This is a genomic window from Rhodococcus sp. DMF-1 (assembly GCF_021441945.1).
In the GTDB taxonomy this organism is placed as follows: Bacteria; Actinomycetota; Actinomycetes; order Mycobacteriales; family Mycobacteriaceae; genus Rhodococcus; species Rhodococcus ruber.
This window is the reverse complement of sequence record NZ_CP090442.1, coordinates 5145422-5170486: the sequence shown is the minus strand read 5'-3', so window position 1 is coordinate 5170486 and position 25065 is coordinate 5145422. Positions and strand designations below refer to the sequence as shown.

General features: G+C 67.7%; 14 protein-coding genes, 1 tRNA gene, 3 rRNA genes and 1 riboswitch. Of the genes, 5 read left to right on the top strand and 13 right to left on the bottom strand.

Annotation, left to right across the window (positions count from 1 at the left end; genetic code table 11):
- Positions 1 to 51 precede the first annotated feature (51 nt).
- Positions 52 to 1371, bottom strand: coding sequence for an aminotransferase class V-fold PLP-dependent enzyme (locus LZP97_RS23710; RefSeq protein WP_017681665.1), 1320 nt, complete (start codon positions 1369 to 1371; stop codon positions 52 to 54).
- A 66-nt stretch (positions 1372 to 1437) separates the two neighbouring features.
- Positions 1438 to 1553: riboswitch (SAM riboswitch) on the bottom strand.
- Between the two features lie 246 nt (positions 1554 to 1799).
- Here LZP97_RS23710 and LZP97_RS23705 point away from each other — a divergent pair.
- Positions 1800 to 5714: a Pls/PosA family non-ribosomal peptide synthetase gene (locus LZP97_RS23705; protein ID WP_200903463.1), complete on the top strand. Its 3915-nt coding sequence runs from the start codon at positions 1800 to 1802 to the stop codon at positions 5712 to 5714.
- Positions 5657 to 7072, top strand: coding sequence for a M1 family metallopeptidase (locus tag LZP97_RS23700; protein ID WP_010594629.1), 1416 nt, complete (start codon positions 5657 to 5659; stop codon positions 7070 to 7072). Before LZP97_RS23705 ends, LZP97_RS23700 begins: the two co-directional genes overlap by 58 nt.
- Positions 7073 to 7076: 4 nt before the next feature.
- Here the strand turns inward: LZP97_RS23700 and LZP97_RS23695 are convergent, their stop codons facing one another.
- Both LZP97_RS23695 and LZP97_RS23690 read right to left on the bottom strand, forming a co-directional pair.
- Positions 7077 to 8258: an MFS transporter gene (locus tag LZP97_RS23695; RefSeq protein WP_228287212.1), complete on the bottom strand. Its 1182-nt coding sequence runs from the start codon at positions 8256 to 8258 to the stop codon at positions 7077 to 7079.
- Positions 8259 to 8341: 83 nt separating this feature from the next.
- The gene (locus tag LZP97_RS23690) at positions 8342 to 8983 is read right to left on the bottom strand and encodes a GntR family transcriptional regulator (protein WP_048773427.1); all 642 of its coding nucleotides are present in this window, start codon (positions 8981 to 8983) and stop codon (positions 8342 to 8344) included.
- 147 nt (positions 8984 to 9130) lie between these two features.
- Here LZP97_RS23690 and LZP97_RS23685 point away from each other — a divergent pair, with 147 nt between their 5' ends.
- Positions 9131 to 9559 carry a hypothetical protein gene (locus LZP97_RS23685; protein WP_225223343.1) on the top strand — a complete coding sequence of 143 codons (429 nt, stop codon included), beginning with the start codon at positions 9131 to 9133 and terminating at the stop codon, positions 9557 to 9559.
- A gap of 102 nt (positions 9560 to 9661) precedes the next feature.
- Here the strand turns inward: LZP97_RS23685 and rrf are convergent.
- From rrf to LZP97_RS23655, 6 genes are all read right to left on the bottom strand, one after another.
- A 5S ribosomal RNA gene (gene rrf / locus LZP97_RS23680) occupies positions 9662 to 9778 on the bottom strand.
- A gap of 105 nt (positions 9779 to 9883) precedes the next feature.
- Positions 9884 to 13016 (bottom strand): 23S ribosomal RNA (locus LZP97_RS23675).
- 300 nt (positions 13017 to 13316) lie between these two features.
- A 16S ribosomal RNA gene (locus tag LZP97_RS23670) occupies positions 13317 to 14839 on the bottom strand.
- Together the 16S, 23S and 5S rRNA genes form the textbook arrangement of a ribosomal RNA operon.
- 495 nt (positions 14840 to 15334) lie before the next feature.
- Positions 15335 to 15532 carry a hypothetical protein gene (locus LZP97_RS23665; protein WP_017681228.1) on the bottom strand — a complete coding sequence of 66 codons (198 nt, stop codon included), beginning with the start codon at positions 15530 to 15532 and terminating at the stop codon, positions 15335 to 15337.
- 288 nt (positions 15533 to 15820) lie between these two features.
- Positions 15821 to 15893: transfer RNA gene (locus LZP97_RS23660), tRNA-Thr, on the bottom strand.
- Between the two features lie 65 nt (positions 15894 to 15958).
- Positions 15959 to 17146, bottom strand: coding sequence for a DNA polymerase III subunit delta' (locus tag LZP97_RS23655; RefSeq protein ID WP_010595037.1), 1188 nt, complete (start codon positions 17144 to 17146; stop codon positions 15959 to 15961).
- Positions 17147 to 17240: 94 nt separating this feature from the next.
- Here LZP97_RS23655 and LZP97_RS23650 point away from each other — a divergent pair, with 94 nt between their 5' ends.
- Complete coding sequence (locus LZP97_RS23650) at positions 17241 to 17627, top strand: VOC family protein (protein ID WP_010595036.1); 387 nt, start codon at positions 17241 to 17243, stop codon at positions 17625 to 17627.
- Between the two features lie 4 nt (positions 17628 to 17631).
- Here the strand turns inward: LZP97_RS23650 and LZP97_RS23645 are convergent, their stop codons facing one another.
- The 4 genes from LZP97_RS23645 to LZP97_RS23630 form a co-directional block, all read right to left on the bottom strand.
- Positions 17632 to 18306: a helix-turn-helix domain-containing protein gene (locus tag LZP97_RS23645; protein ID WP_010595035.1), complete on the bottom strand. Its 675-nt coding sequence runs from the start codon at positions 18304 to 18306 to the stop codon at positions 17632 to 17634.
- Positions 18307 to 18337: 31 nt separating this feature from the next.
- Positions 18338 to 21268, bottom strand: coding sequence for a type I DNA topoisomerase (gene topA, locus LZP97_RS23640; protein WP_010595034.1), 2931 nt, complete (start codon positions 21266 to 21268; stop codon positions 18338 to 18340).
- A gap of 135 nt (positions 21269 to 21403) precedes the next feature.
- Positions 21404 to 21991: a hypothetical protein gene (locus tag LZP97_RS23635; RefSeq protein ID WP_040273695.1), complete on the bottom strand. Its 588-nt coding sequence runs from the start codon at positions 21989 to 21991 to the stop codon at positions 21404 to 21406.
- Between the two features lie 129 nt (positions 21992 to 22120).
- Positions 22121 to 22324, bottom strand: coding sequence for a cold-shock protein (locus LZP97_RS23630; protein WP_003935252.1), 204 nt, complete (start codon positions 22322 to 22324; stop codon positions 22121 to 22123).
- A 392-nt stretch (positions 22325 to 22716) separates the two neighbouring features.
- On the opposite strand from LZP97_RS23630, the gene LZP97_RS23625 reads away from it, so the two are divergent.
- Complete coding sequence (locus LZP97_RS23625) at positions 22717 to 25062, top strand: DEAD/DEAH box helicase (RefSeq protein WP_048774214.1); 2346 nt, start codon at positions 22717 to 22719, stop codon at positions 25060 to 25062.
- The last annotated feature ends 3 nt before the right edge of the window (positions 25063 to 25065 follow it).

The window sequence follows — 25065 nt, the reverse complement described above, 5'->3', positions numbered from 1 at the left end:
GCCGGCCCGGACGACGGGCCCGGCCGGTGCGACGGCCCGCCGGGGAACCGGTCAGCTGCACTGCGCCGCGCCGGCGGTGGACTCCGCCAGGCCCGGACGGGTCTCGGGCGACGGCCCCCACAGTCCGTCGGTCTTCGCGTAGGTCCAGCCGGGACCGGCATCGACGAGCGTGCGCAGCGCGTCGAGCAGACGATCCACGTCGGCGGAGGAACTGCCGAGACCGAGAGAGGCACGAACCGCGCCGCCGGGCAGCCCGACCCGGGCGAGCAGCGGGTGCGCGCAGAACCGGCCGTCGCGCACCCCGATTCCGTGCTCGGCGGACAGATACGACGCCACCTCGCCGGGCTCGAAGCCGGCGACCGTGAAGGTGACGATGCCCACGGAGTCCGGGGAGTCGCTCCACAGCCGCAGGATCTCGACACCGTCGACACCGCGCAACCCGTCGAGCAGGCGCCGGCACAACGCCTCCTCGTGCGCGGTGACGGCATCGGCGTCGAAACCGGCGAGCGCGTCGCACGCCGCGGCGAGGGCCGCGACGCCGAGCACGTTGGGCGTGCCCGCCTCGTGTCGCGCCGGGGCGCAAGCCCATTCGGTGTGGCCGAGACTCACGTCGCGGACCGCACCACCCCCTGCGAGGTGCGGTTCCGCGACGTCGAGCCAGTCCCGGCGCCCCACCAGAGCACCGGCACCGAACGGAGCGTAGAGCTTGTGCCCCGAGAACGCGAGGTAGTCGACACCGAGCGCGGCGAGGTCGATCCGCCGGTGCGGAACCAATTGTGCTCCGTCGACGAGGATCCGGGCACCGCAGGCATGCGCGACGTCGGCGAGTTCGGCGATCGGGAGGACCTCGCCGGTGACGTTGGAGGCGCCGGTGACGGCGAGCAGCGCGGCGGGCCGGCTGCACAGTTCCGCGACGAGCCGGCGGACCGTCTCGGCGACGGTGTCCGCAGCCTCGACAACGCGAGCGTTCTTCCAGGGCAACAGGTTTGCGTGGTGCTCGACGTCGAGCACCACCACGTCGCCGGGCACGGCTCCGGCCAGGAGATTGAGCGAGTCGGTGGTGTTGCGGGTGAACACGACCACCTGATCGTCTGCGGCACAGACGAATCGAGCCACCGACTCCCGGGCCTGCTCGTAGCTGGTGGTGGAGATCCTCGAGGCGTAACCGGCACCGCGATGCACGCTGGCGTAGTACGGCAGGAGTTCGGCGATCCGCTCGGTCACCGCTTCGAGGGCCGGCGCGCTCGCCGCGTAGTCGAAGTTGGCGTAGGTGCAGGTACCGCCCTGCACTAGGGGCACCTGGAGATCACATCCGGTGACCCGGGCGAACGGGGCGATACAGGTGTCGGCGGTCAGTACAGCGGCAGTCATGACGTTCCCTCGTCGTTCAGGGATTCGCCGGTGGTCGCCTCGTCGCCCGAGTACGATCACGGTCCGAATCCGCGCTTGCCGTGTCCGGTGTGGAAACACGGCCAGGTCGTCACCCGGAGCACCCCACCGCGGAGGAGGGTTGCCGACCAGCTAGCCGGGGCTTGTCGCTGGTTCTCGTGACCTGCGGAAGAGGATGGCAAAAGCGCGCGCGGATGTCAAACCGGGACCGCACCGTCGGTCGTCCGGAACGCGAATCCCCAGGGAGAGGCGGTTTCTCACGCCGAGCCGGACATCGGGCCGGGATTCCGGCGTTGCGGGACGCGGAAGAATCCACCGCGCGAGTGGGCACCGACACACCCGATGTTCACCCTCCGTCCACCTGACCGTGAGATAACCGGACGAACGCACCACCAGGCCGAGAGAAGGACATGCGATTGCCTGCCCAGCCCACGACGGATTCGGATCGGTCGTATCGCATCCCCGAGGAGTTCCTCCGCTCCTCCCATGCCCCGGCCCCGCGCACTCTCGTCGACATCCTGCGTGCCACCGCCGACACCCACCCTGACGCTCCGGCCGTCGACGACGGATCCGTCACCCTCAGCTACGCCGAACTCGTCGAGGAGGTCGTCGCCTGCTCCTACCGGCTCGCCGACGCGGGAGTCGGTGGCGGGGACCGCGTCGGCGTGCGCATGCCGTCCGGCTCCGCGGACCTGTACGTGACGATCCTGGGCATTCTCGCGGCCGGCGCGGCCTACGTGCCGGTGGACGCGGACGACCCCGACGAACGCGCCGAGCTCGTGTTCGGGGAAGCGCAGGTCACCGCCGTCGTCACCGCCGACGGCATCGGTCCGGGCACCGCGCCGCCGTCGCCGAAGCCGCAGCTGCGCGGTCCGCGCCTCGACGACGCCGCCTGGATCATCTTCACCTCCGGCTCCACCGGCACCCCCAAGGGTGTCGCCGTCAGCCATCTCAGCGCCGCCGCCTTCGTCGACGCCGAGGCCCGGCTGTTCCTGCGCGAGAACCCGATCGGCCCCGGCGACCGCGTGCTGGCCGGTCTGTCGGTCGCATTCGACGCGTCCTGCGAGGAGATGTGGCTCGCCTGGCGGCACGGCGCGTGCCTCGTCCCCGCGCCCCGCTCCCTCGTGCGGTCCGGGATGGACCTCGGACCGTGGCTGGTCTCCCGCGACATCAGCGTCGTCTCCACCGTTCCGACCCTCGCGGCGATGTGGCCGGCCGAGGCGCTCGAAGCGGTGCGGCTGTTGATCTTCGGCGGGGAGGCCTGCCCACCGGATCTCGCCGAGCGGCTGGCTGTGCCCGGACGCGAGGTGTGGAACACGTACGGACCCACCGAGGCCACCGTGGTCGCGTGTGCGGCGACGATGGACGGCACCGGCCCGGTCCGCATCGGCCTGCCGCTCGACGGCTGGGATCTCGCCGTGGTGGACGGCGAGGGCCGCCCCGTCCCGGAGGGCGGCACCGGCGAACTCGTCATCGGCGGTGTCGGCCTGGCCCGCTATCTGGACCCGGCCAAGGACGCCGAGAAGTACGCCCCCATGCCCACCCTCGGCTGGGACCGCGCCTACCGCAGCGGCGACCTGGTCACCCTCGACCGCGCGGGGCTGCTGTTCCAGGGACGCGCCGACGATCAGGTCAAGATCGGCGGCCGCCGCATCGAACTCGGCGAAGTCGACAACGCTCTGCAGAACCTGCCCGGCGTCGCCGGCGGCGCGGCCGCCGTGCGCAAGACGGCGGCCGGGCACTCGATCCTCGTCGGCTACATCGCCAGCACCGATCCCGAGTTCGACCTCGCCTCCGCGCGCGACCTCCTCGGCGAGCAGCTGCCCGCAGCCCTGGTCCCGAGACTGGCGCTGGTCGACGAACTGCCCACCCGAACCTCCGGCAAGGTGGACCGCAACGCGCTTCCGTGGCCGCTGCCCGGCGCCGAGGCCGCCGCCGCCGAGGCTCTCGGCCTCGACCCGACCGCCGAATGGGTCGCCGGGCTGTGGGTGTCGATTCTCGGCACCCCGATCGAGAGCGTCGACGACGACTTCTTCGAACTCGGCGGCGGCTCCCTCGCCGCGGCCCAGCTGGTGACGGCCCTGCGCGAACGCTATCCCGCGATGACCGTCGCCGAACTGTACGACCATCCGCGACTCGGTTCGCTCGCCGAGTACCTCGACGACCTTGCGCCGTCCGCGGTGATCGCCCCGCGGCAGGTGGCCCCCGTTCCGCGCCGCGCGCAGCTGCTGCAACTGGCCGTCACGGTGCCACTCACCACTCTCACGGGGCTGCAGTGGGTGACCTGGCTCGCGATCGCGAACAACGTCTTCTCGCTGTTCGTCGACGTGCCGTGGCTCGCTCCGGTGTCGTGGTGGTGGGTGACGGTCGGCATCCTGCTGTTCCTGACCCCGCTCGGCCGCATGTCCGTCGCCGTCGCCGGGACGCGGCTGCTGCTGCGCAACCTGCAAGCCGGCACCTATCGGAGAGGCGGCAGCGAACACCTCCGGCTGTGGACGGCGCTGCGGCTGTCGGAGGCCAGCGGTGCGGTGAACCTGTCCGGGGCGCCGTGGATGCTGTACTACGCCCGCGCCCTGGGCGCGAAGGTCGGAAAGGGCGTCGACCTGCACAGTCTGCCGCCGGTCACCGGCATGCTCGAGCTCGGTGACGGCTGTTCCATCGAACCCGAGGTCGACCTGTCCGGACACTGGGTCGACGGCGACGAGGTCCACATCGGCAGCATCCGGGTCGGAGCCGGCGCGACCGTCGGCGCCCGCTCGACTCTGGCCCCGGGCGCCCGAATCGGTAAGAACGCCGAGGTCGCGGCCGGCTCTGCCGTGTTCGGCCGCGTCAAGGCCGGCCAGCACTGGGCCGGCTCCCCCGCCCGGAAGGTCGGCAAGGCCCTGCATCCGTGGCCGGCCGAACCGCCGCGGCGTGCCTCGTGGTGGGTGCCGATCTTCGGCCTCACCTCGATGGTGCTGGCCTCGCTGCCGATCGTCTCGATCGGCGCCGGGCTCACACTCGTCGGATGGTGGATCCGCGACGCCGCCGACCTGACCGACGCGTTGCTCCGCAGCGCGGCGATCCTGCCGGTGGCGGCACTGTGGACCCTGTTCGTGTTCGCCGCGCTCACGGTGCTGTCGGTGCGTGCCCTGGCCGTCGGTATGACGGAGGGACATCATCCCGTCCGCAGCCGCGTCGGCTGGCAGGTATGGGCGACCGAGCGACTGATGGACAGCTCACGCACGTTCCTGTTCCCGCTCTACGCCTCGATGCTCACGCCGGGCTGGCTGCGACTGCTCGGCGCCGACATCGGCAAGGACGTCGAGGCCTCCACGGTGCTGATGGTGCCCAAGTTCACCCGGGTCGCCGACGGCGCCTTCCTTGCGGACGACACCATGGTCGCCAGCTACGAGCTCGGTGGCGGCTGGCTGTACATCTCCCGGGCCAAGGTGGGCAAGCGCGCATTCCTGGGCAATTCCGGTATGGCCGCCCCCGGGCGACGAGTCCCCAAGTACGGACTCGTCGCGGTGCTCTCGGCCGCGCCGTCGAAGGCCAAGTCGGGTTCCTCGTGGCTCGGCAGCCCACCGGTGCGGCTGCGTCGCGCCGCGAACGAAAGCGATTCGAGCCGCACGTTCGCGCCCCCGCGGCGGCTGCGCGTGGCACGCGGCTTCGTCGAGACCTTCCGCCTGCTGCCGATGATCGTCACGTTCGGTATCGGCCTCGGCGTGCTGTTCGCCCTGCAGTCGCTGGCGATCTCGGTGGGGTATGCGCCGGCCGCAGCGCTGAGCGGACTGGTGCTCATCCTCGCCGGCGCCGTGGCCGGCGTCGTGTCCGTCGCCGCCAAATGGGTGGCCGTCGGACGCATCGGCCGGGAGGAGCACCCGCTGTGGAGCTGGTTCGTGTGGCGCAACGAGGTGGCCGACACCTTCGTCGAAACGGTCGCGGCACCGTGGTTCGCCCGGCCCGCCGCCGGAACGGCCGTGATGAACCTGTGGCTGCGTGGCCTGGGCGCGAAGATCGGCCGCGGGGTGTGGTGCGAGAGCTACTGGCTGCCCGAGGCCGACCTGGTGACTCTCGGTGACGGCGCGACGGTGGAACGCGGGTGTGTTGTGCAAACGCATCTGTTCCATGATCGGATCATGTCCATGGACACCGTCACGCTCGGCGCCGGCGCCACCCTCGGCCCCCAGTGCGTCGCACTGCCCGCCGCCGGAATCGGGGCCGGCGCCACCGTCGGCCCGGCCTCGCTGGTGATGCGCGGCGACGTCGTTCCGGATTCGACCAGATGGCAGGGCAATCCGATCGCGCCGTGGTCGCACCCGAGCGATTGGTCCCCGCTGTGAAGCCGGGGAACGACCCGAAGAAGACCCGCGAGAACGGCAGGACCTCGAAACCGGACGCGCCGATCGATCCGTACCTGCCGCGCAGCGGCAACCGTGGGTACCGCGTGTCGAGGTACGAACTCGATCTGAACTACCGGGTCGTGGCCAACCGGCTCACCGGCACGGCCACCGTCGTCGCCACCACCACCGACGAGCGTGGCAAGTTCGCGCTCGACCTCGCGCCGACGATGCGGGTGACGAAGCTGTCGGTCAACGGGTCCCGGCCCGCCAAGTACGCCCAGCGTGACGGCAAACTCGTCGTCACCCCCGCCCGGAAGATCCCCGTGGGCGGCGTGCTGACGATCGTCGTCCACTATCACGGCACACCGAAACCGATCCGCAGTCCCTGGGGCGAAGTCGGCTGGGAGGAACTCGAGGAGGGGGCGCTGGTCGCGAGCCAGCCCAACGGCGCCTCGTCGTGGTTCCCCTGCGACGACCATCCCGGCGCGAAGGCGAGCTACCGGATCACGGTCACTGCCGACTCCCCCTTCCAGGTGATCGCGAACGGCACCCTGGTACGCAAGACGACGAGGGCCAGCCAGACCACCTGGGTGTACGAGCAGCCCGAACCGATGGCGACCTACCTGGCCACGGTGCAGATCGGGAACTACGAGACCCGCAGGTTGTCCGAGACACCGGTGCCGCTCGTCGCGGTGCATCCGCCGCGCCTGCGGGCGAACTTCGACCGGGACTTCGGCCGGCAACCACAGATGATGGAGATCTTCTGCCGGCTCTTCGGGCCGTACCCGTTCCCGCACTACAGCGTCGTCGTCACCGAGGACGAACTCGAGATCCCGATCGAGGCGCAGACCCTGTCGATCTTCGGCGCGAACCACTGCGACGGCACCCGGAGCGAAGAGCGGCTCGTCGCACACGAACTCGCGCACCAGTGGTTCGGCAACAGCCTCACCCTGTCACGGTGGCGCGACATCTGGCTGAACGAGGGCTTCGCCTGCTACGCGGAGTGGCTGTGGTCGGAGAACTCCGACGGGCCGTCGGCGCAGACGATCGCCGAGGACGCGCACCGCGGGCTCGGTCGCAAACCTCAGGACCTACTCCTCGGTGACCCCGGGCCGGACCTGATGTTCGACGACCGCGTCTACAAGCGGGGTGCCCTGACGCTGCACGCACTGCGCCTGCGCCTCGGCGACGAGAAGTTCTTCGCGCTGATTCGGCAGTGGACCGCGGAATACCGGCACGCGACCGTCACCACAGATCAGTTCACCGACTTGGCGGCCCGATTCGCGGACGCGCCGCTGCGTCCACTGTGGGACGCGTGGCTCGCCGAGAAGGCACTGCCGCCGATGCCCGAGGCGTGAGAGGTCAGGCCGGTACTCGTTCCGGCAGGTGTGCCTGCCATTTCACCAGGACGAGCACCAGGCACGCGGCCGCCGCGACCGCGCCCACGACGAACATGGCCGGGTAGGTCAGGACCGGGTATGTCTGGGACAGGTACACCATGACGGCCGGCACCGCGAACCCCAGATAGCTCAGCGAATAGAACACCGCGGTGAGCCCGGCGAGGTCGTCGGGGCGGGCGATACGCTGCACTTCCTGCAGGCCCGACACCAGCGCCATGCCGTAGCCGCAGCCCAGGACGACCGCCGCCAGCAGAGCGAGCGGCACGGTCAGGGCGGCGGCCGCGACCGCCGCCGTGACCATCCCCACCACGAGCAACGTCAGTGCCACCGCCACCGCACGGGCATTGCGGGGGGTGTCGATCCGGCGGCCCAGCGACTGGATCGCGAAACCGGCACCGAGGGCGACGACGCACAGCAGCGCCGAGAACGCGATCGGGGCGTCGCCGCTGTGGCCGGTCATCAGCGCCGGGAGGATCGCGTACGCCGAACTGGCGGCGCCGAACACCCAGGGAGCAACGGGGGCGATCACGAACAGGAAGCGGGCGTGCCCGGCCGCCGGGATCTTCAGGTCTTCGCGCAGCGCGGTCCGTTCCGCTTCCGGCTGCGCCGGCCGGGTCTCCGGCGTCCGCAGCAGTGCCACACCTGCGCCGATACTCAGCCCGATATGCACGAGGTAGGACAGGGCACTGGGCATCGGCGCCCACTGCGCGAGGGCACCCGCGATGCCGGCCCCGACGCCGAAGCCGGCGGTCAGGCTCATCGCGGCCCGTCGTGCCCCGGCGCCGGGCGTCGCGCGCGGATCCCAGCGCGGGTCGGACAGTTCCTTCAGCCAACTGCCACCGACCGCCATGCCGAGTCCGAGCGCGATCCCGCAGAGGATGCGACCGAGGATGAGCAGCGCCGCGGAGTCCGATCCGAGGGCGAGCACCGCGGAACCGACGAGGGCGACGAACGGTGCGGGCACCATGACAGGCCGACGACCGAGCCGGTCGGAGAGCGGACCGCCGACGAGCAGGGCCGGCACGATGCCCAGGACATACGCGAAGAGGAACAGGTCGACGACGACCGGCGCGAAACCGTGTTCGAGCCGGTACATCACCAGCAGCGGGGTGAACTCGTTGCCGCCCCAGGCGACAGCGAACATCGCGGCGGCCACGAGCAGCCACGTCCTGCGAGGAACGGCATCCGTACCGGTGGGCAGACGGCCCGGTTCGGTGGCAGTTGCGGTCACAGTCGTCCCCCTCCGAGTCCGTGCACCTCACGCATGTGCACGTCGAGCACCGCGTCGAATGCGTCGGCGTCCCCGGCGGCGACGAGATCCACCAGATGCGTGTGGTCGGCGATGATCTTCTGCAGCTGCGCCGGATCCCGGGCGACCGAACGGGCCGTCATCCGTCGCTGGCGCTCCCGCAGGCCGGCATAGAAGGTGTCGAGAAGCGGATTGCCGCCCGCGGCCACGATGCTGCGGTGGAAGTCGGCGTCGGCACCGCTGAAGGCACCGACGTCACCACGCTCGGCAAGCTCGCGCTGCGTGTCCAGACTTGCGCGCAGGGTGCGTTCGAGTCGCTCTCGCGCCGGCGGAACAGAGGCGACGGCGCGCACCGCGTGGGTCTCGAGCAGCCGTCGCGCATCGACGACGTGCTCGGCCTCCCCGTCCGCCACAGGAACGACCAATGCGCCGCGCTTGGGGTACAGACGCATCCAGCCCTCGGCCTCGAGACGAAGGAAGGCCTCGCGCACCGGGGTACGGCTGCACGACATCCGGGCCGCGATCTCTCCTTCGCTGATCAGATCGCCGCCGCGTAACTCGCCCGACAGGATCAATTCCTTGACCTCGCGATAGACCGACTCGGCCGCTGAATACGACATAGACACAAGATGTATTTATACCGGATGCCGTCGGAGTGGCGCCACGCGGCCCTGTCCCGTGCGAAAGGCCGCCCAGGTGAACGACTCCCTGCGGCGCTGGGAGCAGCCATACTCGAAGACGCCGGGGAGAAGAGAGGCGGGAGGAGGATGACGAGGCAAGGACAGGCCCGGAGTGACCGTCTGCACGCGGCTGCGATGGGCAGTGTCGCCACCGGCGTCGCAGCGTACTGGCTCGACTACTTCACCGCCGGACACGTCCGGTCGTCCGACGACCCCGCCTACATCGCGTTCGAGAACGCCTTCCCGGCCGCCGACGGGCTGATGGCCGCGAGTTTCGCAGTGAGCGCCTGGCACCTGACGAGGGGGCGGGCAGTCGCCGTCCCGCTGGGGATCGCGGCCGGCGGCGCGATGACATTCCTCGGTGCGATGGACACGCTGTGGAATCTCGAGCACGGCAACTACCGGCGAATGACTACCGAAATGGCCGTCGAGACGGGCATCAACGTCGTCTCGCTCGTGTTCGGACCGTGGACTGTCGCCCGGCTGTGGCGGCGGCGCGAGGCGCTCGCCGGCTGAGCGGACGGTCGCACGGTGACCGCGGGCTCCGTCGGGACCATCGGCCGGACCCGGAAATGCCGGAAGCCCCCCGACGAGGTCGGGGGGCTTCCGGTAACGGGTGTTCGGCGGTGTCCTACTCTCCCACACCCTGTCGGGTGCAGTACCATCGGCGCAGACAGGCTTAGCTTCCGGGTTCGGAATGGGACCGGGCGTTTCCCTGTCGCTATGGCCGCCGTAACTCTGCGAAACGTCACGCATCAGAGTTCTCGAATACCCTTGTCGGGCTTCGGCATCTGATGTGTGTGCTGTTTCAGATACCGCACAGTGGACGCGTAGCTTCTTCGTGGTAAGTCCTCGGCCTATTAGTACCGGTCACCTGCATGCGTTGCCGCACTTCCAGTTCCGGCCTATCAACCCGGTGGTCTGCCGGGGGCCTTACCCCCTCGAGGGGGTGAGAAACCTCATCTTGGAACAGGCTTCCCGCTTAGATGCTTTCAGCGGTTATCCCTTCCGAACGTAGCCAACCAGCCGTGCCCCTGGCGGGACAACTGGCACACCAGAGGTTCGTCCGTCCCGGTCCTCTCGTACTAGGGACAGCCTTCCTCAAGTTTCTAACGCGCGCGGCGGATAGAGACCGAACTGTCTCACGACGTTCTAAACCCAGCTCGCGTGCCGCTTTAATGGGCGAACAGCCCAACCCTTGGGACCTACTCCAGCCCCAGGATGCGACGAGCCGACATCGAGGTGCCAAACCATCCCGTCGATATGGACTCTTGGGGAAGATCAGCCTGTTATCCCCGGGGTACCTTTTATCCGTTGAGCGACACCGCTTCCACATGCCGGTGCCGGATCACTAGTCCCGACTTTCGTCCCTGCTCGACCTGTCGGTCTCACAGTCAAGCTCCCTTGTGCACTTGCACTCGACACCTGATTGCCAACCAGGCTGAGGGAACCTTTGGGCGCCTCCGTTACATTTTGGGAGGCAACCGCCCCAGTTAAACTACCCACCAGGCACTGTCCCTGAACCCGATCAGGGTCCGAGGTTAGAGGTCCAATACGATCAGAGTGGTATTTCAACAACGACTCCACGGTAACTGGCGTCACCGCTTCACAGTCTCCCACCTATCCTACACAAACCGAACCGAACACCAATACCAAGCTGTAGTGAAGGTCCCGGGGTCTTTTCGTCCTGCCGCGCGTAACGAGCATCTTTACTCGTAATGCAATTTCGCCGAGTCTGTGGTTGAGACAGCAGAGAAGTCGTTACGCCATTCGTGCAGGTCGGAACTTACCCGACAAGGAATTTCGCTACCTTAGGATGGTTATAGTTACCACCGCCGTTTACTGGGGCTTAAATTCTCAGCTTCGCGGATCGCTCCGCTGACCGGTCCTCTTAACCTTCCAGCACCGGGCAGGCGTCAGTCCGTATACCTCGTCTTACGACTTCGCACGGACCTGTGTTTTTAGTAAACAGTCGCTTCTCTCTGGTCTCTGCGACCACCCCCAGCTCCGACCGCGAAGGTCTTCACCAGGGCCGGTCCCCCTTCTCCCGAAGTTACGGGGGCATTTTGCCGAGTTCCTTAACCACAGTTCTCTCGATCGCCTCGGTATTCTCTACCTGACCACCTGTGTCGGTTTGGGGTACGGGCCGTGTGAAAGCTCGCTAGAGGCTTTTCTCGGCAGCATAGGATCATGGAATTCGCCTCATTCGGCTACGCATCACCTCTCAGGCTCGTGCGACACGGATTTGCCTATGTCACGCCCTACAGGCTTACACCGGTACAACCACTGACCGGCCCCACTACCTTCCTGCGTCACCCCATCGCTTGGCTACTACCAGATCGGGTCCCGTGCATCCACACGACCGATTCCCGAAGGAACCGGCCGGCTTCAGGACGGTTAGCATCACTGATTCACCAGGGGCGCGTTCACACGGGTACGGGAATATCAACCCGTTGTCCATCGACTACGCCTGTCGGCCTCGCCTTAGGTCCCGACTCACCCTGGGCGGATTAACCTGGCCCAGGAACCCTTGGTCATTCGGCGGACGAGTTTCTCACTCGTCTTTCGCTACTCATGCCTGCATTCTCACTCGCGCCGCCTCCACACCTGGATCACTCCGGCGCTTCCCCGGCGGCACGACGCTCCCCTACCCACCCACACCACTGCACCCGTCTCCGCAGAAACGAGTGGGTGTTGTGTGAGTGCCGCGGCTTCGGCGGTGTACTTGAGCCCCGCTACATTGTCGGCGCAGAACCACTTGACCAGTGAGCTATTACGCACTCTTTCAAGGGTGGCTGCTTCTAAGCCAACCTCCTGGTTGTCTCAGCGATCCCACATCCTTTTCCACTTAGTACACGCTTAGGGGCCTTAGCCGGCGATCTGGGCTGTTTCCCTCTCGACTACGAAGCTTATCCCCCGCAGTCTCACTGCCGCGCTCTCACTCACCGGCATTCGGAGTTTGGCTGATTTCGGTAAGCTTGTGGGCCCCCTAGACCATCCAGTAGCTCTACCTCCGGTGAGAAACACGCGACGCTGCACCTAAATGCATTTCGGGGAGAACCAGCTATCACGGAGTTTGATTGGCCTTTCACCCCTACCCACAGCTCATCCCCTCAGTTTTCAACCTAAGTGGGTTCGGGCCTCCACGACGTCTTACCGTCGTTTCACCCTGGCCATGGGTAGATCACTCCGCTTCGGGTCTAGAACATGCCACTGATACGCCCTGTTCGGACTCGCTTTCGCTACGACTACCCCACACGGGTTAACCTCGCGACATGCCACTAACTCGCAGGCTCATTCTTCAAAAGGCACGCCGTCACCCCCAGCAGACCAAACTGCTCGAAGGCTCCGACGGATTGTAAGCGCACGGTTTCAGGTACTATTTCACTCCCCTCCCGGGGTACTTTTCACCTTTCCCTCACGGTACTAGTCCGCTATCGGTCACCAGGGAGTATTCAGGCTTATCGGGTGGTCCCGACAGATTCACAGCAGATTTCACGGGCCCGCTGCTACTCGGGCACCCTCCACGAGAGCCGGCATGTTTTCGTCTACGGGATTCTCACCCTCTACGACGGGCCGTTCCAGACCACTTCGACTAACACACCGGTTTCTTACTCTCGCCCACCATGACAGTGATGGGAAGAAGGGCCCCACGACCCCACGAGTGCAACGCCTGCCAGCTCTCACACACCCGCGGTTTAGCCTCTTCCGCTTTCGCTCGCCACTACTCACGGAATCACATGTTGTTTTCTCTTCCTGTGGGTACTGAGATGTTTCACTTCCCCACGTTCCCTCCACACGCCCTATATATTCAGGCGCGGGTAACACGACATCACTCGTGCTGGGTTTCCCCATTCGGAAATCCTCGGATCACAGCTCGGTTGACAGCTCCCCGAGGCATATCGCAGCCTCCCACGTCCTTCATCGGCTCCTGGTGCCAAGGCATCCACCGTACGCTCATAAACACTTACAACAAAGATGCTCGCGTCCACTGTGCAGTTCTCAAACAACACACAACAACCGATACTGGGGAAAGAAGAACCCTTCCCGTTCCCGGTCATCGTCGCTGACAAAACACTCGCGTGTTCTCTCAGGACCCAACAGTGCACCGATATAACTCTCTTCCCGCCGGCACTCGGACCGGCGGTGACGAAGAAAATACCTGTCAGCGTTCCACCCATGAGCTCCTGCCGTTCCACGTGTGGGAACGAAACAGTCTCTGCCCGAGAGGCATTCACCTGTGTGAACCCTCGCCGGGAGAAGTGCTCCTTAGAAAGGAGGTGATCCAGCCGCACCTTCCGGTACGGCTACCTTGTTACGACTTCGTCCCAATCGCCGATCCCACCTTCGACGGCTCCCTCCCACGAGGGGTTAGGCCACCGGCTTCGGGTGTTACCGACTTTCATGACGTGACGGGCGGTGTGTACAAGGCCCGGGAACGTATTCACCGCAGCGTTGCTGATCTGCGATTACTAGCGACTCCGACTTCACGGGGTCGAGTTGCAGACCCCGATCCGAACTGAGACCGGCTTTAAGGGATTCGCTCCACCTCGCGGTATCGCAGCCCTCTGTACCGGCCATTGTAGCATGTGTGAAGCCCTGGACATAAGGGGCATGATGACTTGACGTCGTCCCCACCTTCCTCCGAGTTGACCCCGGCAGTCTCCTGCGAGTCCCCACCATTACGTGCTGGCAACACAGGACAAGGGTTGCGCTCGTTGCGGGACTTAACCCAACATCTCACGACACGAGCTGACGACAGCCATGCACCACCTGTACACCGACCACAAGGGAAACCCCATCTCTGGGGCGGTCCGGTGTATGTCAAACCCAGGTAAGGTTCTTCGCGTTGCATCGAATTAATCCACATGCTCCGCCGCTTGTGCGGGCCCCCGTCAATTCCTTTGAGTTTTAGCCTTGCGGCCGTACTCCCCAGGCGGGGCGCTTAATGCGTTAGCTACGGCACGGATCCCGTGGAAGGAAACCCACACCTAGCGCCCACCGTTTACGGCGTGGACTACCAGGGTATCTAATCCTGTTCGCTACCCACGCTTTCGCTCCTCAGCGTCAGTTACTGCCCAGAGACCCGCCTTCGCCACCGGTGTTCCTCCTGATATCTGCGCATTTCACCGCTACACCAGGAATTCCAGTCTCCCCTGCAGTACTCAAGTCTGCCCGTATCGCCTGCAAGCCCGCAGTTGAGCTGCGGGTTTTCACAGACGACGCGACAAACCGCCTACGAGCTCTTTACGCCCAGTAATTCCGGACAACGCTCGCACCCTACGTATTACCGCGGCTGCTGGCACGTAGTTGGCCGGTGCTTCTTCTGTACCTACCGTCACTTGCGCTTCGTCGGTACTGAAAGAGGTTTACAACCCGAAGGCCGTCATCCCTCACGCGGCGTCGCTGCATCAGGCTTGCGCCCATTGTGCAATATTCCCCACTGCTGCCTCCCGTAGGAGTCTGGGCCGTGTCTCAGTCCCAGTGTGGCCGGTCGCCCTCTCAGGCCGGCTACCCGTCGTCGCCTTGGTGGGCCGTTACCCCACCAACAAGCTGATAGGCCGCGGGCCCATCCTGCACCGGAAAACCTTTCCACCCCGGAACATGCATCCCGAGGTCCTATCCGGTATTAGACCCAGTTTCCCAGGCTTATCCCGAAGTGCAGGGCAGATCACCCACGTGTTACTCACCCGTTCGCCACTAATCCACCCAGCAAGCTGGGCTTCATCGTTCGACTTGCATGTGTTAAGCACGCCGCCAGCGTTCGTCCTGAGCCAGGATCAAACTCTCCGTTGAAGACTCTCAATCAAACCCCGAAGGGCCGATCAGCCATAAGCGTAGAGCCGAATCACTAGCAAAAAACTCAAACTAGCAAAAACACTGACCACCACAGACGGAAGAATGCGGCAGCCAGCAACAACCACCCCACAAAAGTGAAGTGGCCGCACCAAAATAATTTGGCACTGACATTCATCGGCACACTGTTGAGTTCTCAAAGAACACGCACACACCATCACCCCGCGAACCAACGTCCGCGGCGCTCCGGGGCAACCGTTCCAGCCTACCCACACCACCCGCCGGGAACAAACCCGACGCACTCGGTGGGATCGGCAACGGCCCAGAACCCTACCAGAAGATTCCGAACCGAACAATCAGGCGCCTGCGTCCAACCTCGTTGTCCCGAGCCCCTGCGGGCCGGGTCGGTGTCCGTGTCGCTCTGACCTGGAATAAGTTACGTGAACATTGCGCGAGTTACCAAATCGCCTGGTCAAGCCGCTTTTCTGGACGACATCAGGGCACCCAGTACTTCGCGGCCAGCTCTTCCACAACGGGGTCCCCCTCGGCGGCCTGGTCCAGCAGTGCCAGGTCGAGGCCGATGTCGATGAGCCGGGGGTTGTCCCCTTCTGCGTCCCCGAGGGGGCGCCCGCCGTCTTCTCCGCGCTGGCGCAGAATCTTCGCTCGCACCCGCTCCTTCAACGACTCACTCATAAGTCGAGTGTACTGAGCCGACGACGCCCGAGCGGGGTGCCGAGCAGCGGCGATCGGACTAGTGGTCGTCGTCGCGCCGGCGGAACACGCGCACCGCAGTGGGGATGAGAACGACCAGGGCGCCGATGATCAGAACGATCGAGAAGATCTCCAGGAGCACACCCGCCATCATGCGGCACGGAACGCGGCGGCGGGCGCCTTTGCCCGGGGCGAGCGGACCGGAGAGTGCACGTGCGTACGACGAAGGCCCTCCGTCCGCGTTCGGGATGGAGGGCCTTCGTCGTGCGGAGCTGCCTGCGAGAATCGAACTCGCGACCTTTTCATTACGAGTGAAATGCTCTACCGACTGAGCTAAGGCAGCGTGCCTGACGGCGCGCACGAGTCTAGCGCCTACCCCCCTGCCCAATGCAAACCGCCCGTCGGTGCCTACCGGAAGGCCGAGCTCAACCGGGCCGCCATCGCGGCCACCGCGAAGCGGGGCTTGACGTTCTGCGCGAGGACCTCGCGGCATTCGAGAATCGCCTCGATGCAGGTCAGCAACGCCTCCGGCCGGGCACGCGAAGCCAGGTCGGCGGCACGCTCGGCCATGTCGGGATGGTTGGCGGTGCTGGAAGCGCCCAGGGAACGTGCCAGCGCGTCGCGGTAGAGACCGGCCAGATCGATGAGGGCGCGATCCATGATGTCGCGCTCGGTCCGGGTGCGTCGGGACTTCTGGGTGCGTTCGAGGTCCTTGAGGACGCCCGCCGAGCCCCGGAGCGCCCCGGCAGCGCCCTTGCCGGTGCCTCCGGCGCCGAGAGCGGTCCGAAGTTCCTCGGTCTCCCGTTCGTCGCGCGTGGCGCTGATCTCCTTGGCTTCCGCCTCCGCACGCTGCACCAGCTCGTCCGCAGCGGTGTACGTGGTGGCAGGGCGGAGGACGGCCGCGGCCAGATCCAGCGCACGTCGACGGCTGGTGCGAGCGGACTCGTCGGTGGCCAGACGCCGGGCCCGCCCGACGTGGCCGCCGCTGATCGATGCCGCCCAGTTCGCGGTCTCGGGGTCGAGTCCGTCGCGTTCGCGCAGCACCCGGGCGATGGCGTCCGGGTTGGGCGTGACGAGCGCGACGTGCCGGCATCGCGAGCGCAGGGTCACGGAGATGTCCTGCGGATCCACGGACGGTGCGCACAGGAGGAACACCGTGCGTTCCGGCGGTTCCTCGACGACCTTGAGCAGTGCGTTCGCGGCGCCCTCGGTGAGACGGTCCGCATCCTCGATCACCACTACCTGCCACTGCCCGGTGCTCGGACGACGCGACGCGGTCCGGACGATGTCGCGCATCGCCTTGACACTGATCGTGAGCCCCTCGGGAACGACCCGACGGACGTCGCCGTGAGTGCCGGCCATGGTGGTGCTGCACGCGTGGCAGCGACCGCAACCCGGGACGTCCGGGTCGGTGCACTGCAGGGCGGCGGCGAAGCAGAGCGCCGCAATCGACCGACCGGAACCGGGAGGGCCGGTGAACAGCCACGAGTGCGTCATCCGGGAACCGGCTCCGCCGCCGCGCGCCGCGGTGGCTGCGGCGATCAGTTCGGTCTCCACGTCGCGCTGGCCGACGAGACGTTCGAAGACACCGGGCATGGCCTCAGCGTAGCGACCGGTTCCGACGCCGCCGAGGCGTCGGCCGTCCGAAACCTTCAAGACGGCGACGGCGCAGCGACCTAGCGTCACCGGTATGACCGCACAACTCGCCCTGGTCGGGCTCGTCGTCGCCGACATGACCCGTTCCTTCGACTGCTATCGACGCCTCGGACTGGACCTGCCCGCCGGTACCGACGAACCGCACTTCGAAACGACACTTCCAGGTGGGCTCCGCCTGGCATGGGACACAGTCGAATCGGTCCGGTCCTTCCATCCGGACTTCCGGCCGGGAACGGGTGGCCCCGCGCTCGCCTTCGACTGCGGTTCACCGGCAGGCGTGGATTCGACGTACCGCGACTTGCTGGAGGCGGGATGCACGAGTGCGCTCGAACCGTGGGACGCGTTCTGGAAGCAGCGGTACGCGAGCGTCCACGATCCCGACGGGCACAGCATCGAGCTGTTCGCGGCCCTGCCCGGGTGACCGCTCAGCCGAGGAGCGCACCGAGCGTGGTGCCGGAGAGGGCGCGGACCTCCCGCGCGAGATGGGCCTGGTCGCTGAAGCCGCACTCGGCCGCGACGTCGGCGAACGGTCGGCCGGCGCGGGCGAGACCGACCGCGCGGCGGAACCGCAGCACGCGTGCCAGCGTCTTCGGTCCGTAGCCGTACGCGCGCAGTGCGTGCCGGTGCAACCGGCGCGCGCTCCAGCCCGTCGACGCCGCCAGCTCGGCGACGGACGCTCCGGCCCCGAGCTGCGCCGCGATGCTCGTCTCGACACTGCGGTCGACGCCGTCCAGACGGCGCCGGGTCTCGCGCAGGAGCGCACCGACCGGGTCGGACTCCGCGTCCGAGACCAGGCGACGAACGTGTGCGCCGGGCCGGATGTGGTCCAGCGGTACGCGTGCGTCACGGAGGTCGGCTGCATCCACGCCGAGCACCGCCGGCCCTACGCCGGGACCGAAACGCACGGCGGTCAGGTCACGCCGGGCACCCAGGTCGGAGAACTGGGCTCGGGTGTCCGGTCCGGCGACGAGGAGGCCGTCCTCGTGCCAGATCAGGTCCGTGCAGCCGTCGGGCAGCACGGACGTTCCCGCCGAATCCGCGGTCCTCGTCGCGGTCCACACGAGCACACCGGGTATGCCGGACGCCGCTTCGCGGTACACACGGCGAGGATAGGACGCCGTACCCGGAAGGTCACTCCTTCTGCGCGGCGGTCTTCTTCGCAGTCGTCTTCTTCGCAGTCGTCTTCTTGGCGACGGTCTTCTTGGCCGCCGTCTTCTTCGCGGGAGCCTTCTTCGCAGCGGTCTTCTTGGCGGTCTTCTTCGCCGGACCACGGGCACGTCGATCCGCGAGCAGCTCGGAGGCACGCTCGTCGGTGATGGTGTCGACCTCGTCGCCCTTGCGGAGGCTGGCGTTGGTCTCGCCGTCCGTGACGTACGGGCCGAAGCGGCCGTCCTTGATCACCATCGGCTTGTCGCTGACCGGGTCGGTGCCCAGTTCCCGCAGCGGCGGCGTGGCGGCGGCCTGCCGACCGCGTCGTTTCGGCTCGGAGTAGATCTTCAGCGCCTCCTCGAGGGTGACCGTGAACATCTGCTCCTCGTTCGCCAGCGACCGCGAGTCGGTGCCCTTCTTCAGGTACGGCCCGTAGCGACCGTTCTGGGCGGTGATCTCCTCACCCGTCGCAGGATCGACCCCGACGACCCGCGGCAACGACAGCAGTCGCAGTGCGTCCTCGAGCGTCACCGTCGACAGTTCCATCGATTTGAGCAGCGACGCCGTCCGCGGCTTGGGACCGGCCGCCTTCTTGGTGGCCTTCTTCGCCGGTGCCTTCTTCGCAGCCTTCTTCGCCACGGTGGTGGTGCCGCCCGCCGAGGGCGCCGCCTCGACCGGGATCGGCGTGATGTCGGGTTCGGGCTCCGGCTCCGGCTCACGCAGCAACTCGGTCACATACGGACCGAAGCGGCCCTCCCGCGCGACGATCTCGTTGCCGGTGGCCGGGTCGACGCCGAGGACCCGGCCCTCCTGCGGGGTCGAGAACAGCTTCTCCGCGTACTCGAGCGTCAGCTCGTCCGGCGGCAGGTCGTCGGGCAGGTTCGCACGCTGGGAGATCGGTTCCCCGTCGGGAGCGTCGGGATCGGCAACCATCCGCTCGAGGTACGGGCCGAACCGGCCCACGCGCACGTGGATCTCCCGGCCCTCGGCGTCGTCGAACAGCCGGATGGAGTTGATCTCGCGGGCGTCGATGTCTTCGAGGTTCTCGCCCACCATCTTCTTCAGGCCACCCTCGCGCGCCACCGAGTTCTCGGCTCCGTGGGCGCCACCGAAGTAGAAGCTCGACAGCCAGTCCGTGCGCTGCTCGTGACCACCCGCGATCTCGTCGAGGTCGTCCTCCATGGCGGCGGTGAAGCCGTAGTCGACGAGGCGTCCGAAATGCGCCTCGAGCAGCCCGATGACCGCGAACGCCACCCACGACGGGACCAGGGCGCTGCCCCGCTTGTAGACGTAGCCGCGGTCGAGGATGGTCTTGATGATCGACGCGTACGTCGACGGCCGGCCGATGCCGAGGTCCTCGAGAGCCTTGATCAGGCTGGCCTCGGTGTAGCGAGCCGGCGGGTTGGTCGAGTGACCGTCCGGGTCGAGCTTCGTCGCGGTGACGCGCTGTCCCTCGGACAGGTTCGGCAGCCGGGATTCGGCGTCGTCGGACTGGCCGCCGGCCTCTTCGTCGACGCTCTCGACGTACGCCCTCAGGAAGCCGGGGAAGGTGATGGTGCGACCGGACGACGAGAACGTGCATTCCTCGCCGCTCGCGGCGGTGCCGGTGATGCGCAGTGTCAGGGTCGTGCCCCGCGCGTCGGCCATCTGGGAGGCGACGGTGCGCTGCCAGATGAGTTCGTAGAGGCGGTACTCGTCGGTGTCGAGACGCGAGTGCAGTTCGCCGGGCGTGGCGAACACGTCACCGGCCGGACGGATCGCCTCGTGGGCCTCCTGCGCGTTCTTGACCTTGCGGGTGAACTGCCGCGGGGTGGCGTGCACGTACTCCGCGCCGTACAACTCGGTGGCCTGGGCCCGGGCGGCGGCGATCGCGCTCTCGGACAGGGTCGTCGAGTCGGTACGCATGTACGTGATGTAGCCGTTCTCGTACAGGCGCTGGGCGATGCGCATCGTGCGCTCGGACGAGAACCGCAGCTTGCGGCCCGCCTCCTGCTGCAGCGTCGACGTCATGAACGGTGCGTACGGCTTGCGGGTGTACGGCTTGCTCTCGACCGACGTCACCGTCAGGTCCACGCCGTGCAGAGCGTCGGCGAGTCGTCGCGCGTACGCCTCGTCGAGCACGACGACGCCGGTGGACTTGAGCCGGCCGTCGGCGCCGAAATCGCGGCCGGCGGCGACGCGGGCGCCGTCGACACCGACGAGCCGTGCCCCGAACGATCGGGGGCTCGCGTCGGCGCCGGCGTCGAGGGTGGCGGCGATGTCCCAGTACGTCGCGGACCGGAAGGCCATGCGCTCACGTTCGCGCTGGACGATGACCCGGGTGGCGACGGACTGCACGCGGCCCGCCGACAGCCGCGGCATGACCTTCTTCCACAGCACCGGGCTGACCTCGTAGCCGTAGAGGCGGTCGAGGATCCGGCGGGTCTCCTGCGCGTCGACCAGGTTGTTGTCGAGGTCGCGGGTGTGTTCTGCGGCGGCCCGGATGGCCGGCTCGGTGATCTCGTGGAAGACCATCCGGCGGACCGGGACCTTCGGCTTGAGCGTCTCGAGCAGGTGCCAGGCGATGGCCTCGCCCTCCCGGTCGGGGTCGGTCGCGAGGTACAGCTCGTCCGCGTCCTTCAGCAGCCCCTTCAGCTCGGTGACCTTGGACTTCTTCTCGGGACTGACGACGTACAGCGGCTCGAAACCGTGGTCGACGTTCACACCGAGGCGGGCCCACGACTCGCCCTTGTACTTGGCCGGCACATCGGCGGCCCCGCGTGGCAGGTCGCGGATGTGTCCGACGGACGCCTCGACGACGTAGTCACGGCCCAGGTAGGGCGCGATCTTCTTCGCCTTGGTCGGGGACTCGACGATGACGAGCCGACGCGTGCCCGACGAGCCGTTCGACGTGCTGTTGTCCCGTGCTGCCACAGCGCTGCCGCACCTTCCCTGTTCGCTGACATGTCCCGCTTCTCTGAAGACATGTATACCGACCCGTTCCCCGGACGCGGCCATACACAGGGTCGCACACCTGCAACGGAAGGCCCGTCACGCGTGATGCGGCCCCTACTGCACGCGCGGCCAGATCTGCCGCGCGCGGGCGTCGTCCGGGGGTGCCCCGATGTTCTCGACGAGACGCGTCAATCGCCGACGCCCGGACACCCGCAGGCCCGGTCCGGCGCCGCGGGCGCCGATCAGCGTCGGCGCGATCCCGGCACGCATCAGCGACTGGGCCAGCACCGCGTGGGTGTCCGGGGCGTGCGGATCCAGCCCCAGGACGTAGCGTTCGCCCTCGACCTCGACGCGACCGGCCGCGAGCACCCACGCCCGCAGGGCTCGCGAGCCCGGCACCCATCCCGCCGGCACCGCCTTCACCGCGCCCCGCGTCCATTCGGCCGCGACCGGGACGAGTTCCGGCAGGGCTGCGGTGCGCACCAGCGGATGTCCCTCGTCCGTGCGGGTGACCTCCGGGGACAGCGCGGCCTGCGTCATGAGCTCCGCGATCGCGTCCGCCCGCCACGGCTCGTCCACGACCACGGAGATCCGCGCGCCGTCACCGGAGACCACCGCGTGTCCGTGCGCGGCCAGCAGACCACCGAGGTCGGCCGGGTCCGGCGGCATCACCTCGGCCCCGAAGAACGACAGTTGACTCACTCCCCCGTCCTTCCTTCGCTGCCTCCCGCAGAAACAGATCGTCCCCCATCACCGAGGGTGACGGGGGACGATCGAGGCTTCGGTCCTTGCGGACCGAGTCACGTCAGGCTCCGGCAGGAGCGTCGACGATCAGAGCGCGCGAACGCCGGTGGCCTGCGGGCCCTTGGTGCCCTGGCCGACCTCGAACTCCACGCGCTGGTTCTCCTCCAGGGTGCGGAAGCCGCTGCCCTGGATCTCCGAGTAGTGGACGAAAACGTCGGCGGAGCCGTCCTCGGGAGCGATGAAGCCGAAGCCCTTCTCCGCGTTGAACCACTTCACAGTGCCCTGTGCCATGCTTTTCCTTCTCTTTCTAACACCGGATGCGGCGGTTCGCGGGCGAGCGAGCCGCCGGGCCGGTTCCGACCGCTGTACTTCTTGATCCCCCCACAGGAAGAGCAAAGCACCGCGCTCGCAACCATCGATCCTGCGAGCCGTGCACTTTCTCAAGTCACCGAACACAGAAGCTGCGACCGATGTCAGTGAACCACGTTCGGGGCGCCGACAACAGTAGGAGGGCGCACAATTCGCCCGAAAATTTGATCTTGTACATACCGACGGTACGATTACTCGTCGGTACGGTTACGTCGATGTTAACCCGCGCGCGGGTCGCACACCGACCGAACGCCGGGAACGACGGCCGACTACGCTGGTTTCCCATCCCGACCGCATCCTCCGGAGTACCCAGTGTGACCAGCTCGCCGCACCGCCGTCCCGTCGGCGACGGGCCGACGAGCTTCGGCCACGAACTGCTCGAACGAGTTCTCGAGGGCACCCCGGCCTCGGAGCACCCCCTCACCCACAGCGCGGAGCTGCCCGCCCGCGAGGTCCGGCACACCGACTGGCCGGACTGGGCGTCCGACGCCGTCGTCCGGGCCCTGCGCGCGACGGGTGTGCCCCTGCCGTGGAGCCACCAGAGGGCGGCCGCCGACGTCGCCGCCGGCGGGGAGCACGTCGTCGTCTCCACCGGCACCGCGTCGGGCAAGTCCCTCGCCTACCAGTTGCCCGTGCTCACCGCACTCGTCGAGGACCCGCACGCCACCGCGCTGTACCTCTCCCCCACGAAAGCGCTCTGTGCAGACCAGTTGCGCGCCGTCACCGACGTGACCGCCGCCGAGCCCGAACTCGGTCGGGTGCACGCGTGTGCCTACGACGGTGACACCTCCACCGAACTGCGGCAGTGGGCGCGCAGCCACTCGCGGTGGATCTTCACCAACCCCGACATGCTGCACATGTCGATGCTGCCCGGGCACGCCCGCTGGTCCCGGTTCTTCCGCCGACTGCGCTACGTCGTGGTCGACGAGTGCCACTCCTACCGCGGCGTCTTCGGCTCCAACGTGGCCCTGGTGCTGCGCCGGCTGCGACGGATCGCCGCACGCTACGGTGCCCGACCGGTCTTCGTCCTCGCCTCCGCGACGACCGCCGACCCCGGCGCCGCGGCGTCCCGGCTCGTCGGCGCGCCCTGCCGGGAGGTGACCGAGGACGGCTCCCCGCACGGCCCGCGCACCGTCGCGCTGTGGGAACCGCCACTGCTCGAGCAGGTGACCGGCGAGAACGGCGCCCCGGTGCGCCGCGCCGCCGGAACCGAGGCCGCGCGCATCCTCGCCGACCTCGTCGTCGAAGGTGCCCGCACCCTCGCCTTCGTACGGTCCCGGCGCGGCGCCGAGTTCACTGCGCTCGGCGCACAGCGGCTGCTCGCCGAGGCCGCCCCCGAACTCGTCGATCGTGTCGCCGCGTACCGCGCCGGCTACCTCGCCGAGGAGCGGCGCGAGCTCGAGGCTGCTCTGGCGGACGGCCGTCTGCTCGGTGCCGCCAGCACCAACGCCCTGGAACTCGGTATGGACATCGCCGGCCTCGACGCCGTCGTCGTCGCCGGATTCCCGGGCACCGTCGCGTCGTTCTGGCAGCAGGCCGGCCGGGCCGGCCGCCGCGGCGCGGGATCGCTGGTCGTGCTCGTCGCCCGCGACGATCCACTCGACACCTACCTCGTGCACCATCCGGCGGCGCTGCTCGACAAGCCCGTCGAGGCGACGGTCACCGACCCCACCAACCCGTACGTGCTCGGCCCGCAACTGCTGTGCGCTGCGCTCGAGCTGCCCCTCAGCGACGCCGAGGTCGAGGAGTTCGGCGCGGCCGACGTCCTCGCTGCCCTGGCCGCCCAGGGCGCGATCCGGCGGCGCCCGCACGGCTGGTTCGTCACCCCCGACACCCGTCCGCACTCCGACATCGACATCCGCGGCGGCATCGGCACCCAGATCGCCATCGTCGAATCCGACACCGGACGGATGCTCGGCACCGTCGACGGCGGCCGGGCACCGGCGACCGTGCATCCGGGCGCGGTGTACCTGCACCGCGGCGAGTCGTTCGTCGTCGACGAGTTGCACCTCGACGACGGGATCGCGCTCGTGCACGCCGAGGAGCCCGAATGGTCCACCTCCGCGCGGGAGATCACCGACATCGTCGTGACCGCCGTGACGGAGCAGCGCTCGCTCGGTCCGGTGACTGTGGGCCTCGTCGAGGTGGAAGTGACCCATCAGGTGGTCTCCTACCTGCGGCGACTGCCGTCCGGCGAGGTTCTCGACAGCACCGAACTCGATATGCCGTCCCAGTGCCTGCCGACGCGCGCAGTGATGTACACCGTCACCCCCGAACTGCTCGACCGGTGCGGAATCGGACCGGAACGGGTACCCGGCGCGCTGCACGCCGCCGAGCATGCCGCGATCGGGCTGCTGCCGTTGGTGGCGACGTGCGACCGCTGGGACATCGGCGGGGTGTCCACGGCGGTGCACCCGGACACCGGGCTGCCCACCGTCTTCGTCTACGACGGGCATCCCGGCGGCGCGGGCTTCGCCGACCGCGGTTACGCGCGCATCGCCGAATGGCTCGGGGCGACCCGCGCGGCCGTGACGGCCTGCGAGTGCGCCGCCGGCTGCCCGTCGTGCGTGTACTCCCCCAAATGCGGCAACGGCAACGACCCGCTCGACAAGGCCGGGGCGGTCGCTCTGCTCGGCGCGGTGCTCGACGCCCTCTCCTGACCG